The 15573-nt window shown below is 64.6% G+C and carries 10 protein-coding genes and 1 pseudogene; 1 reads left to right on the top strand and 10 read right to left on the bottom strand.

Annotated elements, in window-relative coordinates; translation table 11 throughout:
* Positions 1–108: 108 nt before the first annotated feature.
* From E3T54_RS06070 to E3T54_RS06025, 10 genes and pseudogenes are all read right to left on the bottom strand, one after another.
* Positions 109–336, bottom strand: a pseudogene (locus E3T54_RS06070) (hypothetical protein); the annotation flags it as partial.
* Positions 293–544, bottom strand: coding sequence for a DUF2933 domain-containing protein (locus tag E3T54_RS06065; protein ID WP_166804848.1), 252 nt, complete (start codon positions 542–544; stop codon positions 293–295). The gene E3T54_RS06065 and the pseudogene E3T54_RS06070, both read right to left, overlap by 44 nt.
* The gene (locus tag E3T54_RS06060; protein ID WP_134474986.1) at positions 531–1613 is read right to left on the bottom strand and encodes a type II glyceraldehyde-3-phosphate dehydrogenase; all 1083 of its coding nucleotides are present in this window, start codon (positions 1611–1613) and stop codon (positions 531–533) included. Before E3T54_RS06060 ends, E3T54_RS06065 begins: the two co-directional genes overlap by 14 nt.
* A complete protein-coding gene (locus tag E3T54_RS06055) occupies positions 1606–4851 on the bottom strand; it encodes a beta-phosphoglucomutase family hydrolase (protein WP_134474983.1) in 3246 nt (1081 codons plus the stop codon). The genes E3T54_RS06060 and E3T54_RS06055 overlap by 8 nt, the downstream gene beginning before the upstream one ends.
* A 1-nt stretch (position 4852) precedes the next feature.
* Positions 4853–7285, bottom strand: a complete 2433-nt coding sequence (locus E3T54_RS06050) for a phosphoketolase (protein WP_134474982.1) — start codon at positions 7283–7285, stop codon at positions 4853–4855.
* 53 nt (positions 7286–7338) lie between these two features.
* On the bottom strand, positions 7339–9834 hold the full coding sequence (locus tag E3T54_RS06045) for a cation-translocating P-type ATPase (protein WP_198414437.1): 2496 nt from the start codon (positions 9832–9834) through the stop codon (positions 7339–7341).
* Between the two features lie 116 nt (positions 9835–9950).
* Complete coding sequence (locus E3T54_RS06040; protein WP_134474981.1) at positions 9951–10328, bottom strand: hypothetical protein; 378 nt, start codon at positions 10326–10328, stop codon at positions 9951–9953.
* A 136-nt stretch (positions 10329–10464) separates the two neighbouring features.
* Positions 10465–11208, bottom strand: coding sequence for an ABC transporter ATP-binding protein (locus E3T54_RS06035; protein ID WP_134474980.1), 744 nt, complete (start codon positions 11206–11208; stop codon positions 10465–10467).
* Positions 11205–12314, bottom strand: a complete 1110-nt coding sequence (locus E3T54_RS06030; protein ID WP_134474979.1) for an FtsX-like permease family protein — start codon at positions 12312–12314, stop codon at positions 11205–11207. The genes E3T54_RS06035 and E3T54_RS06030 overlap by 4 nt, the downstream gene beginning before the upstream one ends.
* A 37-nt stretch (positions 12315–12351) precedes the next feature.
* Positions 12352–13377 carry a phenylacetate--CoA ligase family protein gene (locus E3T54_RS06025; RefSeq protein ID WP_241977084.1) on the bottom strand — a complete coding sequence of 342 codons (1026 nt, stop codon included), beginning with the start codon at positions 13375–13377 and terminating at the stop codon, positions 12352–12354.
* 701 nt (positions 13378–14078) lie between these two features.
* On the opposite strand from E3T54_RS06025, the gene E3T54_RS06015 reads away from it, so the two are divergent.
* Positions 14079–15551: a multicopper oxidase family protein gene (locus E3T54_RS06015; protein WP_134474978.1), complete on the top strand. Its 1473-nt coding sequence runs from the start codon at positions 14079–14081 to the stop codon at positions 15549–15551.
* The last annotated feature ends 22 nt before the right edge of the window (positions 15552–15573 follow it).

Here is a 15573-nt window from a genome sequence, read left to right as displayed (position 1 = left end):
CTCATGAACGAACTCGCGGATCTCCGCCGTGGTGAATCCTGGGCTTATCGACATTCCCCTGCCTCCTTCTGATCGTGAACTGACTCACAATCAGCCTGACGCAGAGGGTAGCAGGTAGACGGTCAGCGGGAAGCCGTACATTTCGGTGAAGAGCGCGACAATGAAGGCTGTCATTCCACCGAAGACTCGCCAGTCCGATTTGTTCTTCGGCCGGATGAAGCTGAAGAAGAACACGATGAACACGATCGAGTTGGCAGCCACCAGCCACCACAGATTGTAGTCAGGGGACGTATCAGCCACCGTCTTCGCCTCCTGCGCGCTTGTCGTGGCGGCCATGGCCGCCATGGCCGTGGCCCAGGTGCATGGCAATCATTGCGATGACGGCGACATACGGAAGCGCATCGAGCACGTGCAGCCAATGGTTGGTCACCAGATAGATCAACAACGCCAGGGCGGCCAGACCGAGGACGACCCACCCTCGTCTCCTGGCCCCGTGACCTTCGCCAAGTGAGTCGTGCCCGGCATGGGGTTCATGATCGATCAAGGTCGTCCGTCCGGCCTGGCGGGTGGGCCCGTTGGCCACCGGCAAGGAAGTCCTGCCGGATCCCCAGCGTCGCGTCCGTTATTGCCATGGAAGCCGCCGCGGTCGGTGCGGTTTCCGTCAACGCGCGGATCGCATCGATGGTTTCCGGAACGACGATGGCCTCGTTGTAGACCTGATAGGTCAGGTAGGCCTCATCTCCGACGACCGTGACCAGATCCTCCCAGACGGCGACCTCCCACATGTCCCCGCGGGGTCGCCCCAGATCCTTCATCAGTTCGATGGTCGAATTGAGTGCCACGAGACCGTCCGCCATCCGGATAAAGGCGATCCGCGGCGCGGCGCGCAGCGCCCCGATTACGTCCTCCCGGCTCGCAGTACGGGTCAATTGGATGCTCCAGTAGTGGTTGTGGGTTTGCGTGTGCGCGCCTTTGGCGGCGATCGTGACAACGTCGAGTTCGGGCCGGACGGTCTTGGTGTCGGGACCCTGGTGCGAGGGGATCTTCGGTTCGGGGACCATGGTGTTCATGATTCCGCCCAGATGCGACTCCCACGGGTCGGTGGCCCGCCGGATCAGCACGCCGCGGGCCCGCGCAAGAAGTCCTGCATCCTGCAGCGCCCCCAGCACTCGCACGATGCTCGTCGTGTTGCAGGACACGACCCGCGTCATGTCCCGGCCGAGAGCGCTCTCGTAATTGGCCTGGGCGACGAAGGAATGACCCGTGGTTTCGTGGGACTCCCCGCCCTGGAACACCACTTTGACTGCGGCCGCCTGGTAGCGCGCCAAGTTGCCCGCGGCCACATGTTTGGGGGTCGTGTCAACAACCACGTCGACCTGCGCGAGCAGGTCATCCAACGTGCCGGCGACAGGCACGCCCGCCGTTCGCATGGCCGCATCCGCCTCGTCGGTGGATGCATACACCGCAAATCGACCGATGGCGGCCTTGATCCTCCAGTCTGTCGCGACGTCCGCGATGCCGACCAGGTCCATATCCGGCTGGAGGAGGACCGCGTCTGCGACTCTCTTTCCGATGACACCATACCCGTTGACTGCGATTCGAGTTCTACTCATCATTCTCCCTTTCCGCAATTGCGGTTGCGATGCTTCGGTGGCCGTCTGGCACGGAAGACGTGCCGCCGGACTCGAGGGAAAACACCTTCGTTTGCCCGCCGGCGAGTGTGGTGTACGTTCCGCGCACCCCGATCCGGACCGGGGCCGAGCCGCACGGGTGGAGCTGGAGCCGAAGCCGTTCCGGAGTGAGGGAGACGTCAATGCGTTGACCCCGGTACAGCACCTGAAAACCGATTGCCTGCAAACGGGTTGGCATACGTGGGTCAAAAGTGAGCGCATCAGCATCAGTGCGGAGGCCGGCGAACGACCGGACCGCCAAGTCTGCGGTCCCCGCCATCGCCCCCAGATGCACACCCTCCCGGGTAGTGCCCCCCTGCGTGTCGTCCAGATCGGCAAGCAGGGCTTCACGGTAGACGTTCCATGCCCGAGAAGGGTCGACACGCGTCAGCACTGAGGCGTGAACCACCCGGCTGAGCGTTGAGCCGTGGGCTGTGCGAGAGAGGTAATACTCGATTGTGCGAGCCAGGTCTGCGTTGGAGACGGCGTAACCGAGCCGGAGGAGCTGGCCCCGCACGGCCTCAGGCCCCAGGAGGTGGAGGAGCATCAGTACGTCCGCCTGTTTGGCCAGCTTGTACCGGTTTGTCGTGTCGTTCTCCGCTTCGAGGATGAGGTCCAGGCGACCGATGTTGCCGTACGCGTCACGATATTGGGCCCAATCCAATTCGGCCAGGAGTTCATATCCGTCGAATTGGCTCAGGATGCCGTCCTCATGGAAGGGAACGGTTAGCCTTCTGCTCAGGCGGGACCAGAGCGACAATTCCTCGGGCTCAATGGACATCCGCTTGATCAGATCGTCGCAAAGGTGGCCGTCCAGCGCTCGGATGGTGTCCGCGGCCCGTTCGCAGAGCCAGGAGACCAGGACATTGGTGTACGTATTATCACGCAGACCTGACCCGGGGGTGTCGGGGTATCCGTCGTGGTACTCATCGGGGCCCATCACCCCGACGATGTGGAACCTGTCCTCGACATCGTCCCAGGTGGCCAGGGACGCAAACATCCGGGTCACTTCGATGATGAGCTCGGCACCACGTTGGGCCAGCCATCCTTTGTCGCCGGTGGTTTGAAAGTGCTGCCAGGCGTTGTACGCGACGGCGAGGCCGACGTGCTTCTGTCGGCGCGAATTGTCGGGCATCCACGCACTGGAGCGGTCGTTGTACAGGTACTCGGGGGTTTCCTCACGGCCGTCGCTGCCGCTTTGCCATGGGAAGAGAGCGCCCCGCAGCCCGGCTTCTCGCGCCGCGTCTCTGGCCGTATCGAGTCGGTGCCACCGGTAGTCCAGGAGCGCCCGGCTGACGCTGGGAAGTCTTAGCCCGGTCACAGGCAGCACGAAGAGTTCGTCCCAGAAAACATGTCCTCTGTAGCCTTCCCCGTGCAGGCCCCGGGCAGGTACCCCCGCGTCCAGAGCGGCAGTGTGTGGAGAAATCACCTGGAGCAGATGAAAGAGGTGCAGGTTGAGCATGAGTTGGCTTTGCCCGTCGGCGTCCAAGTCGAGTGCGAACTGATCCCACAGTCGTTGCCACGCCGCCTTGTGGGCGCCTAACAGTGCGCCCAGACCGTCGCCACTGCGTGACAGCTGCGCCAGGGCACCCGACCCCGGGGAGGCTGTGGCCGGGTCCCGGGATGTGACCACGGCGACTGTTTTGGTCACAGTCGCAGGTCGGCCGTCCTGCAGCGCCAGGTTGAATTGCCGGACGTAGCGGCCGGCCTCGGTGTGAGCGGTGTCGGAGGTGACGGTGTCGCCGCTTGAGACTATCGTGCGGACAGCCACGGCAATCCGAAGTTGGCTTTGGTTGGTTTGAACGGTGCAGAGGACGGTATCGTCGTCCGGACTCTCAAATGTGGGTGACACCAGGTGCTTGGCGGTGCGGTCGGCGTAGGCGCGAACGTTGGTGTTCGTTACGGCCGCGTCAATTCCGGTCCGGACACTGATCACCCCGTTCCATCCGAGCGGGGTGACAGTCGTCTCCAGCGTTGCCAGGTGCGGGTTATGCATGGAGACCAGACGCCGCTGCATGACGGCGAGGAGCTGCCCGTCCGGGCCCGTCAGCGTGGCGTGGCGCACGAGCACTCCACGGCGAAGATCCAATTCATGACGCTCGTCATCTGTCGGCAGCAGCCCCGTTGACCACCAGGGGCCATTGCCGATGCGAACGTCGACGGGGAGCCAGTTGGGGGCGTTCACCAACTGCTCTTCCTCCAGACGACGGTCATGCACGGTGTTGACCAGACGGTTGTAGATGCCGGCGAGGTACGTGCCGGGATAGTGGGTTCCGTCATCGCTGCGTTCCGGACGCGCACCGCGCGTCGCCATATAGCCGTTGCCCAATGCGGTCAGAGCTTCCCGGTGCCCCTCGTGCGCGGGATCGAACCCGTTGTACACCAGCAGCCACGGGTCCGCGCGCGAAGACCCCAAGTCCAGTTCTCCGACATCGCCGAGAACGATGTCAGCGCCGGCGGCCTCGAGCTGGTCCCGATTGCCCGAACGGTCAATCCCGACGACGAGCCCGAACCCGCCCCCGCGACCTGCCTGGACGCCGGCAACCGCGTCTTCGACCACCGCAGTGCGCTGCGGAGGCACGCTGAGCCGCCGTGCAGCCTCCAGGAACATCGCCGGGTCGGGTTTGCCGGGGAGATTCAGTTCTGCGGCCACCTGCCCGTCGACGATGACGTCGAACACGCCATCCAATCCCGCGGAGGCAAGAAGCGTCAGGGCATTCCGGCTGGCCGTTACCAGGCCGATCGGGACAGCGCCCGCCCGCAGGCGATCCAACAGCGCGCTCGTTCCCGGATATACCCGCATGCCGTCGCGGGCAACCATCTTCAGAAACAGCTCGTTTTTCCGGGCGGCCAACCCGTGCACCGTCCATGCGTCGACTGAATCGTCGGGAACGCCAGGAGGAAGCGTGATGCCACGTGAGGCCAGGAAGGCAGCTACCCCATCCTCACGTTGTCGGCCGTCCACGAACTGCCTGTAGTCCGCCTCCTCGTCGAACGCTGCCTGGACTCCCGCGCCGGCCAATCGGGGATCCCGAAGGACAGAGTCGAAGAGCTGTTTCCACGCCGCGGCATGCCTGGTGGCTGTATCGGTTACGACTCCGTCCAAATCGAACAGAACCGCGTCGAAGGGTGGGGCGGCGCGATGGCCTCTTGGATCGCCAGAGCTATGGGGGTGGACCATGTCAGGCCGATCCCTGCGGGGTCGTGCTGGAGCTCTGATCGGACGATCCCGTCCCGAGCGCCCACTCCCAGTCTCTGATCTCCGGCATGTCGTCCCCATGAGCACGGATGTATTGGTGATGCTCGATCAGCTTGTTCTTCAGCTCTTCCCGGACGTGGGCCGAAACATCCCGGAGTCGAGGCACTCGGTCGATGACGTCGATCGCCAAATTGAATCGGTCGATCTGATTCAGAACACACATGTCGAACGGCGTCGTCGTTGTGCCTTCCTCCTTGTAACCGCGAACATGGAAGTTCCCGTGATTCGTCCGGCGGTAGGTCAGCCGATGAATTAGCCACGGGTAGCCGTGATAGGAAAAAATGACGGGCTTGTCGGTCGTGAACAACGCGTCAAAGTCACGCCCCGACAAGCCGTGGGAATGCTCCCTGTCGTCCTGCAGGCGCATGAGATCCACGACGTTCACGAGCCGGATCCGAAGGTCGGGGAAACGCGATCGAAGGATTTCCACGGCAGCGAGGGTTTCCATGGTCGGGACATCGCCGGCGCAACCCATGACAACATCCGGTTCGCCGTCCATGTCGGAACTGGCCCAATCCCAGATACCAATGCCTTTGGTGCAGTGCGCGATGGCCTGCTGCATATCCAGATACTGAAGTTGGGGCTGCTTCCCTGCGACGATGACGTTCACGTACTGGCGGCTGCGCAGGCAGTGGTCGGCCACCGACAGCAGCGTGTTGGCGTCCGGTGGCAGGTACACGCGGATCACGTCGGCCTTCTTGTTGATGACGTGGTCGATGAATCCCGGATCCTGGTGGGAGAAGCCGTTGTTGTCCTGCCGCCACACGTGGGACGTCAGTAGGTAGTTCAAGGAAGCAACCGGCCTGCGCCACGGAATGTCGTTGGTGGTCGTCAACCATTTTGCGTGCTGATTGAACATCGAATCGACGATGTGGATGAAGGCCTCGTAGCAGGAGAAAAACCCATGCCTGCCCGAGAGCAGGTACCCTTCCAGCCAGCCCTGGCAGGTGTGTTCCGACAGTACTTCCATGACGCGCCCATCGGCGGCTAGATGGTCGTCCCCGGGGATTGTTCTAGCGTTCCACGCCCGGTCGGTGGCTTCGAGGACAGAATCCAGCCTGTTCGAATTGTTTTCGTCCGGGGCGAAGACACGGAAACTGTCCATGTTCGCGGCCATTACATCGCGGAGGAAAGCGCCCAAAACGCGTGTGGATTCGACGGACCCGGTGCCCGGGATCTGCACGGGGACCTCGTAATCTGCGAAATCCGGCATTCGCAGGTCACGAAGCAGGATGCCGCCGTTTGCGTGCGGGTTGGCGCTCATGCGCCGCTCGCCGTCAGGATGCAGTCCGCGGATCGCGGCCACGGGAGCACCCTGCTCATCGAAGAGTTCCTCTGGTCGGTAACTCTGCAGCCAGGTTTCAAGCAACGCCCGGTGACTATCATTTTCCCGGGCGGCTTTGAACGGGACCTGGTGCGAACGCCATGTTCCCTCCACTTTCTGTCCGTCGACCTCCGCCGGTCCCGTCCATCCCTTGGGAGACCGAAGAACGATCATGGGCCAGCGTGGCCGTTCCGTGCTGCCGTCTTCGCGGGCACGCCGCCGGATTTCACCGATGTCGTCGAGGCAGACATCCAGGGTGCGGGCGAAGTCCTGGTGCATCTGCTGGGGGTCCTCGCCCTCCACGTAGTACGGTGTGTGGCCGTACCCGCGCAGCAGACCGTCGAGTTCCTCACGGCTGATTCGGTCGAGGATCGTTGGGTTAGCGATTTTGTAACCGTTCAGATGCAGGATGGGCAGGACCGCCCCGTCGCGCGCCGGATTCATGAACTTGTTGGAGTGCCAGCTCGCCGCCAGCGGCCCGGTTTCAGCTTCGCCGTCACCGATGACGGCGGCGACGATGAGCTCCGGGTTGTCGAAGGCGGCACCGTACGCGTGGGAAAGGGCATACCCGAGCTCGCCGCCTTCGTGAATGGAGCCAGGCGTCTCCGGGGCCACATGGCTGGGGATTCCACCAGGGAAGGAGAACTGTCGGAACAGCCGTGTCATTCCGGCAATGTCCTGGGAGACATCCGGGTAAGTTTCGCTGTAGGTGCCCTCCAGCCATCCGGCGGCCACAGGCCCCGGGCCGCCGTGGCCGGGCCCCATAACGTAGATCATGTCGAGGTCACGGGCCATGATGGTTCGATTCAGATGGGCGTAGATGAAATTCAAGCCGGGCGTTGTTCCCCAGTGCCCCAACAGCCGCGGCTTGACGTGCTCCGGTCGCAACGGTTCCCGCAGGAGCGGGTTGTCCATCAGGTAGATCTGACCGACGGACAGATAGTTCGCCGCCCGCCACCACGCATGGATGTTCTCCAGCTGCTCTGGGCTGAGAGCGGGGAGATAGTCGCGTGGTGCCTCATCGTCATTCATGGGTTGACCAACCTTTCGTCGAAGAAGAGAAGTGACATTCCGGCGGCGGCGCGTCAGGCTGCGTCGCTCGGGACCGGTGCCGGCGTTAATTCTCGGGTTCCGCCGATTGGCTCGCTTGGGCGGGGGAGGGGGAGTCGCTTCAGCAGCAGCGCGTTGACAGCGACGATGACGCTCGACCCGGACATCGAGATGGCGGCGATTTCTGGGCTGAGCCTGATGCCCAGCGACGAGTAGAACACGCCGGCGGCGATCGGCAGCGCGATCACGTTGTAGCCGATGGCCCAGCCGAGGTTCTGCCGCATCTTGCGCAGCGTGCCCTTTCCGATCCGCAGGGCCACGGGCACGTCGAGCGGGTCGGAGCGCATCAGCACCACGTCCGCGGTCTCGATGGCGACATCCGTTCCCGCGCCGATCGCGATGCCCAGGTCGGCCTGCGCCAGCGCCGGGGCGTCGTTGACGCCGTCGCCGACCATGGCGACGCGCTTCCCCGACGCCTGCAGTTCCGCGATCTTCGCGGATTTGTCTTCGGGCAGCACCTCCGCGATCACGGTGTCGATCTTCAGCAGGGACGCGATCCGCTGCGCGGTTGCCTCGTTGTCGCCGGTGAGCATGACGACCTCGATGCCCGCGTCGTGCAGGGCCGCAACGGCCGCTGCGGCAGTCTCACGGACGGCGTCGGCCAGGGCGATGACGCCGGCCGCTTGACCGTCCACGGCAACCAGGACTGCCGTGCGCCCAGTGGCTGCGAGCTCTTCGCGTTGCGCGGCCACCGGGGCGATGTCGATGCCCTGGGCGAGCATGAGCTTGCGATTGCCAACAAACACCTGGCGGCCCGCCACTGTGGCACCGGCCCCGTGGCCGGGAACGTTGCGGAAGTCAGCTGCGGAAAGTGCGGGCACGCCCCGGGCTTCTGCGTAAGTGACGACGGCAGCGGCGAGCGGATGCTCCGATTCCCGTTCCACTGCGGCGACGAGGGACAGCAGTTCGCCCTCATCGATTCGAAGCGCGATGAAGTCGGTCACTTCCGGCTTGCCCTGGGTCAGGGTTCCGGTTTTGTCCATCACGACGGCATCGATCCGCGCCGCGGTCTCCAACGCGGTGGCGTTCTTGAACAGGATGCCTCGCTTCGCTCCCAGACCGGTGCCTACCATGATGGCCGTTGGAGTGGCCAGGCCGAGCGCGTCCGGGCAGGTGATCACGACAACGGTGATGGCGAAGAGGATCGCCGTCGGCACTGTTGCGCCGGCCAACAGCCACGCCGCGAGGGTGACGCTGCCGCCGATGAGGGCGACGAGCACGAGCCAGAACGCCGCCCGGTCGGCCAGGCGTTGCCCCGGGGCTTTGGAATTCTGCGCCTCCTGGACGAGTGCAACAATTTGGGCAAGCGCGGTGTCCGCGCCGACTTTGGTGGCACGAACCCGAAGTGTGCCGGTCGTGTTCACCGTGGCGCCGATCACTTCGGAGCCGACGGCCTTCGCGACGGGGAGACTTTCCCCGGTGACCATGGACTCGTCGATGTCGGATACCCCGTCCTCAACGACCCCGTCCGTCGGGATCTTGGCCCCGGGTCGCACCATCATCAGATCCCCTGGCATCACCTCTGAAGTGGGAACTTCCACCGGTTCGCCGTCGCGGATCACCAGCGCCATGGCCGGGGCGAGTTCCAGCAGCGTGCGGATCGCGTCGTTGGCGCCGCCCCTGGCGCGCATCTCGAACCAGTGGCCGAGGAGCACGAAGCTGGCCAGCACTGTGGCGGCCTCGTAGAACACCTCGCCGCCTCCGGTGAGGGTGACGACCAGGCTGTACAGCCAGCCGGCCCCGACACCGACGGCCACGAGGACCATCATGTCCAGCGTCCGCGCCCGCAGCGCCCGGACGGCCCCGTCGAAGAAGATCCAGGCGGAGTAGAAGATGACCGGCAGGGACAGGAGCAGCGCGAAGATGTCGTCCCGGAGCCCGAAGGGGGCCGGAACGGTGAATCCGAGGACCTCGCGCCCGATCGGGGACCACAGCGTGATCGGCACGGACAGGGCTGCGGCGACGATAAACCGGTTGCGCATATCGCGGATCATGGAGTCCATAGACATTTCGCCGTGTCCGCCGTGGCCCATGGCCTCCTGCGCAGTCCTGGTGACAGGTTGGGCGTGGCCGGCGTGGTCGGCGTGGTCGGCGTGATCGGGATGGGCGGGGACCGGCTCCTTGACAGCGGCTGTCGTGGCCGGCCCCGCGTGCCCCTCGTGTGACACGTGCGTGCCGCTCGCGTGTCCGTCGTGCGATGTGTGCGCGCTGCCGGCCGCCATGGGGTCGCATATGTGGTTCGGGACGGAGCGACCGGAGCAGTGGTAACCGCAGTCCCGAACCCAGCCCGCGAGGTCTGCAATTGATGTCAACGCCGGGTCAAAGGCGACCGTGGCGGTCTGCGCAACCGGATTTGCCTCCACGCTTAGCACCCCCGGTTGGCGGGACAGCACGGATTCGGCGACGGCCTTGGAGGAAGCCCAGTGGACGCCTTTTACCTCGATAACTGCGGTTTCCATCTTCTGACTCATGCGAACTTTTCCTCTCTGGAATGCGATGTCGTTGGCATTCGACGCGCGGCCGCGCCGAACCCTAAACCGGTCTGGAACCCGGATCCGATGCTTGTGCCCGGGCTGGTGGCAGGATTTTAGACGCGGCTGACGGACAGTCCAACGAGCGAAACCGGGTGCGTTTTTTGCGACGCGAACACCGGACGAGCCTCGACCGCAGCGTCATCGATACGACCCAGGTCATTCGGCTCGCTCTGACGCGGGAGGGATGGCGTCATGAGCACGGGCGTGCTGGCGGGCGTGCATGAAACAGTCGATTCGCTGTCTGGGCAGTGGATCTGGCAATCCGGGCAAGATGTCTGCCGGGTCGCACCGGCGACGCTGGCCAGCGACTCCGAGTCCAGCGGCCCGGCAGAGGCGCTTGTGAGTGACGTTCCGGGCGCATCATCGCCCTGAACGTGCAGCGTATGCAGACCGAGAAAAAGGGAGATAACGGCGGCCAGGATCACAGCCACTGAGACCACCGCGGGCGTCTTCGCAAGCGGGCTCGAGCGTCGCGTGTCCATCACTGCGTCGCACCTCCAAACGGCGTTGCGTCTGCTTCTCTGGGTCGCTGGTCCGAGCATATCGCCGAGTGGTGAATCCGGCCGATCATGTGCGCTTCACCGCGTGGTTGACGATCGGGTGGTAGTGGGGGCACGTCGCGTCGTGGCCGCCCACCTCCTCCCGTGTGAGCCTGCCGTCTTCGATGGTGATGACTCGCTTGACGACGTCCGTCAGGCGTGGGTCGTGGCTGACGATGATGACAGCCCGTTTCTCGAGGCACGCGGTCTGGCACAGCAGCTGCATCACCTCCATTCCGGTCTTGCTGTCCAGGTTCGCGGTCGGTTCGTCAGCAAGGACGAGCATCGGCTCGTTGGCCAGCGCCCTGGCCACGGCCACTCGCTGTTTTTCCCCTCCGGACAGGTTTTTCGGCAGGCTGTTCATCCTGTTTTCGAGATGCAGATTTGCGAGCAACACTCGCGCGCGCTGCCGAGCGGTTTTCCTGTCCACCCCATCAAGCAGGAGCGGCAGGGCGACGTTAGCCTGCGCGGTCAGCGAGGAGAGCAGGTTGAAGGACTGGAACATGAACCCAAGCTTCCGCAGCCGGAGGCCCGCGAGTTGCTTGTCTGAGAGTGCTGCCGTGTCTTCACCGTCAATGCGCACTCGCCCGGTCGTGGGGGTGAGCAGTGTTCCCATCAGGGAGATCAGGGTGGTCTTGCCGGACCCTGAAGGCCCCATGATCAGCAGGATGTCCCCGGCCGCGATGGCAAGGTTGATGTCGTCGACGGCGGTGACGGCCGTGTGGCCGGAGCCGTAGACGCGGCCCAGGTGTTTGACCTCGATGACGTTCACGCTTTGAACACCTCCGCCGGATCAATGTGGGCGATGCGTCTCATCGGAAGGTAAGCCGCGACGATCGCCATGCCCATCGTGAGAATGAAGATCCAGGCAATATCGACGGGCTGAATCTGGGAGACGAACTGGGGAACAACCTCGCCCAGGGTTGCCTGGAGCACCAGAGCCAGCGAAGCGCCAAGGACGTAGCCCAACACGCCAGCGGCCAGGGCCTGTTCCACCACCACCACGTACAGTGCTCCGTTGCGCATTCCGATTGCCTTGAGGACGCCGTATTCACGCGTCTTCTCTATGGTGGAGGTGAAGATCGTCAGGCCGATCACGGCGATGCCGACGGCGATGCCGATCACCAGCAGGACAAGTATGACGGGCAAGAAATTGTCGGATATGAGTTTGGTGTTGTTCGCGACGAATTTCTGCCGGGTCACGACGTCAACGTTGGCAACCCGGTCCTTGATCTCCTGGGCGACCGCAGACTTGTCGAACCCGTCTTTCACCTGCACCAGGAAAAAGTTGGCGGACCCAGGCAGCCTCTGGATCTTTTCCGCATCCTGTTTGTCGGCGAAGGCGAACGAGAAGGCAACAATGTCCCCGCCCTCGGAAAGTCCGGCCACGCGCAGGGCCTGGCCCGCAACAGTGAGAGTGTCGCCCAGGCCGATCCCGTTGGTCCTGGCGGCCACGCGGTCCACGATGATCTCTCCGGGCGAGGGGGTCGCTTTCCCGTCCGTCACGCGCGCCGGTTTGCCGGTGTCTCGTGTGGCGTCGTAGGCGACGACATACATGCCGACCGCCCGATCCTCGAAATCGACGACAACCCGTCGGCCGTTGAATGGCTTCACGCTGCCGACTCCCGCGATCGCGGCGATCTCCTGTTCGGCCTCGAGCGGGAGAACGGATGGCGTGTGGAACATGTCTTCGGCTCCGGACTGCATGACCCAGTAGTCGGCCGGAATCGTGCGGATGTACTCGCCGATCTTGTTGCTCCAGCCCTGGTACAGGCCCTGGAGCACCATGATCAGCAAGACGCTGAACGCCACCCCGCCCACACTGATCAGGAGGCGGCCCTTCTCCTGGAACAAGTTACTCATAGCAATGCCGAACATGACGGGTCCTTTCGGCCGCAGAGCGCATCCTGTTTACTCATGGTCGTTTCCGCAACCCCCGCACCAGCGGCGCCTTCCCGAGGGCCGTGCGCTCGACGGCGCCGACCACTTGCACGTCGAGGTCGGTTCCGACGACTCCCGCTGATTCCAGGGCCGCCTCCACGCCGGCGCGAACCTGCTCAACCGATGCCGAAGGGGCCAGGCCGGCCAGCAGGACCCGGAGGGATGCCGGCTCCTGAATGACCTGCCATCCCGCGATCGTTGCGTCGTCCAGGACGTTGTGGAAGACGTTTGGGTGGATGCTGACCTCGCCCGTGATCCCGGGCAGCATCAGTACGTCCTCAACTCGTCCCTCAATTCCGGTCAGGAGGGCGAAAGAACGACCGCACGGGCAGCCGCGGCCGTCGATACCGACGCTGTCGGACATCTCATAGCGGATCAGCGGCAGGGTTCGGGAGAACAAGACGGTGACCAGGATCCTGGCCCCGATCGTCCCGGGCGGAACCGGCAGGCCGGCCTGGTCCACGGGTTCGACAATCACCAGATCCTCGTAGATGTGACTGTTGTGAAACACACATGGCGACGCGATGCTTGCTGTCTCGGTGGCGGCGTAGACGTCGAAGGGCGCCGACCCCCACGCCGATCGCATCGCGGCGGCAGCATGCTCGCTCAGCACCTCAGACGCAGACACTACCGACTGCGGCGAAATACGCAAGCGGCCTGCGCGCTGCTCCGCGGCCAGAAGCTTGAGGGCGGACGCGTACCCGACAAGGAGCCGAGGCTGGAAGGCATTGAGGTCGGCGACGATCTCCGTCGCAGGACTTGTCGCGTCCAACCGGAGCGTGGGCACCAGCCGGGATCGCAAGGAGGCCCCGACCACCGCCGATTGATGCGTCGGCGTGCGGGAGCTGACCACGGCGACCCGCAGCGGATGGGTCAGTCCGGCCGGCACGCCGGCCCAGTCGTTGGCTCGGGCATAGGAGGCGAGCACCGTGGCCCATTCGCGCCGATTCCAGATGAAGATTCTCGCCGCCCGGTCGTGCCTGCCGTGGCCGCTGCCCACCAGCGACCCCGCCAGGGGCGCCCGGGGTCCGCGCCGCTCGCCACCAGGTTCCGCAGATGTGCTTCCACGTCTGCTAGCCGCAGCCCGGGGTCGGTCACGGCCTGGTCGAAGTGTCTCATCAGGTCTGCTTTCGTCACCGGAGGCAGTTGGGACAACGGCGCGTCAAACAACCCGGCGTGGTGCTGTCGATAGAACTCGGAGCCGGCGTATGCCTCTCGGCGGAGATCCTGCAGAGCTCTTGCTTGATGTGCCTCGATCTGGCGGGTACTCCAGTGATCCCGGACCTTCCAGCGTGCGCGGAGGTACAAAAGCTTTGACAAGAGCCGAATATCCATGCGTAATCCCTGTCGCAAACGAAACGGTGTGGCCTGATCCGGGCTCATCATATCCCTATACGCGGATACCCTCCAGGGGTATTATGGGCGTGACGGGTCAACGTGCCTGCGATAGAGGAGTTCGCCATGATGTGGGGATACGGTTGGGATATGGGCTGGTCGTGGCTGTTTGGGCTGCTGATGCTGGTTGGGATTGTGCTGCTTGTCGTGCTTGCTGTGCGCGTGTTCGGCGGCGNGTCCTGGCGCAACTGGACCGACACCTGGCCCGAGCCGGGCTCGTCAGATTCTTGACGAACGCTACGCCAAAGGCGAGCTGACCGTCGAGCAGTACCGGGAACAGGTCCAGGTGCTCGGCGAGAACCCCTAGTGGAGCCGATCAGCCGCCGCGGCGCTTTGACGCTCGGCGGTCTGGGGCTGGCGGGCACCGTGGTCGGCGGCGCGGGTCTGCTGTGGACGTCGTCGTCGTCGGGAGGAATCGCGTCGGCGCCGCCGGGAGAAGAACTCGCGGAGCCATCGGAACTGCGCAGCGCGAACGGCCGGTTGCAGGTTCGCTTGGACGCGGCCCTCGGCACTGTGCAGGTTGGCGGGCGGAGCGCCAGCGCCCTGAGCTTCAATGGCGGTATTCCAGGACCAACCCTTCGGCTGAAGGCGGGGGACCGGCTGGGCGTGACCCTGCACAATGGTCTTGACGACCCGACGAACCTGCACGTGCACGGACTGCATGTCTCGCCCGAGGGTAACGGCGACAATCCGTTCGTGATGGTCGAGCCGGGCGAATCCTTTGACTACGAGTATCAGCTGCCGGCGAACCATCCGCCGGGCTTGTACTGGTACCACCCGCACCACCACGGACTTGTCGCCGACCAGATCTTCGGCGGCCTCTACGGGGCGATCATCGTCGAGGATCCGGAACCGATTGGGGCGGCCCGGGAGCGGGTGCTCGTGATCTCGGACATTACCCTCGACGGGCTGGGGGGCATCCCGGCCGTGTCTCCGATGGAGCAGATGATGGGCCGGGAGGGCGAACACATGCTCGCCAACGGCCAGGCGAACCCTCGTCTGAACGCTCGCACTGGTGAGCGGGAACGGTGGCGAATTGTCAACGCCTGCGTGTCCCGGTATCTGCGGCTGCGGCTCGACGGGCAGCGGATGCAGCTGCTCGGCATTGACTCGGGCCGGTTCGGTGCCCCTGAAACCGTGGAGGAGATCGTGCTCGCGCCCGGAAACCGGGCGGACCTGTTGGTCACGATGGTCGACGGCACGGCGGTGCTCGAGACCCTGCCCTACGACCGGGGCGGCCCGGGAGGGATGATGGGCGGAGGCGAACAGCCGCGCACACCGACCGGTCGCGCCTCGCTCGCGACCCTGACCGTGGCCGGCGAGGAGGTCGCAGCGGCACCGGCGGTGCCCGCCCAGCCGGCGCCCCGGGATCTCCGTGGCACGGCCGTCACGGCCCGGCGTGAACTGACCTTTGCCATGGGAATGGGCGGAATGATGGGCGGGGGCGGGTCGATGATGAGTTTCACCATCAATGGCCGGGAGTTCGATGGGAACCGAGTGGACACCACGGTCGAAGCGGGCAGCGTCGAGGAGTGGACCCTGAGGAACACGAGTCCGATGGATCATCCGGTGCACCTGCACGTGTGGCCGATGCAGATCGTGGAGTCCGATGGTCGCGCCCCCGACACCGCGATCTGGCAGGACGTTGTCAACGTGCCGGCGCGCGGCCAGATCCGGGTGCGGATCGCCTTCGACGACTTCGCCGGACGCTCCGTCTACCACTGCCACATCCTCGACCACGAGGACAACGGCATGATGGGCGTCATCGAGGTGCGTTAGATGGTCGCGCCCCCCCCCCCCC

The sequence above is a fragment of the Cryobacterium sp. Sr8 genome, from assembly GCF_004403225.1.
Lineage (GTDB): Bacteria > Actinomycetota > Actinomycetes > Actinomycetales > Microbacteriaceae > Cryobacterium > Cryobacterium psychrotolerans.
Note: the sequence above shows the minus strand (reverse complement) of the source record. Positions and strands in the feature narration are given on the sequence as shown.

What these genes read in the sequence shown, in the direction of transcription:
- E3T54_RS06060 (WP_134474986.1), bottom strand. Translation starts at nt 1,613, where the DNA reads ATGAGTAGAACTCGAATCGCAGTCAACGGGTATGGTGTCATCGGAAAG.
- E3T54_RS06050 (WP_134474982.1), bottom strand. Translation starts at nt 7,285, where the DNA reads ATGAATGACGATGAGGCACCACGCGACTATCTCCCCGCTCTCAGCCCA.
- E3T54_RS06045 (WP_198414437.1), bottom strand. Translation starts at nt 9,834, where the DNA reads ATGAGTCAGAAGATGGAAACCGCAGTTATCGAGGTAAAAGGCGTCCAC.
- E3T54_RS06055 (WP_134474983.1), bottom strand. Translation starts at nt 4,851, where the DNA reads ATGGTCCACCCCCATAGCTCTGGCGATCCAAGAGGCCATCGCGCCGCC.
- E3T54_RS06030 (WP_134474979.1), bottom strand. Translation starts at nt 12,314, where the DNA reads ATGTTCGGCATTGCTATGAGTAACTTGTTCCAGGAGAAGGGCCGCCTC.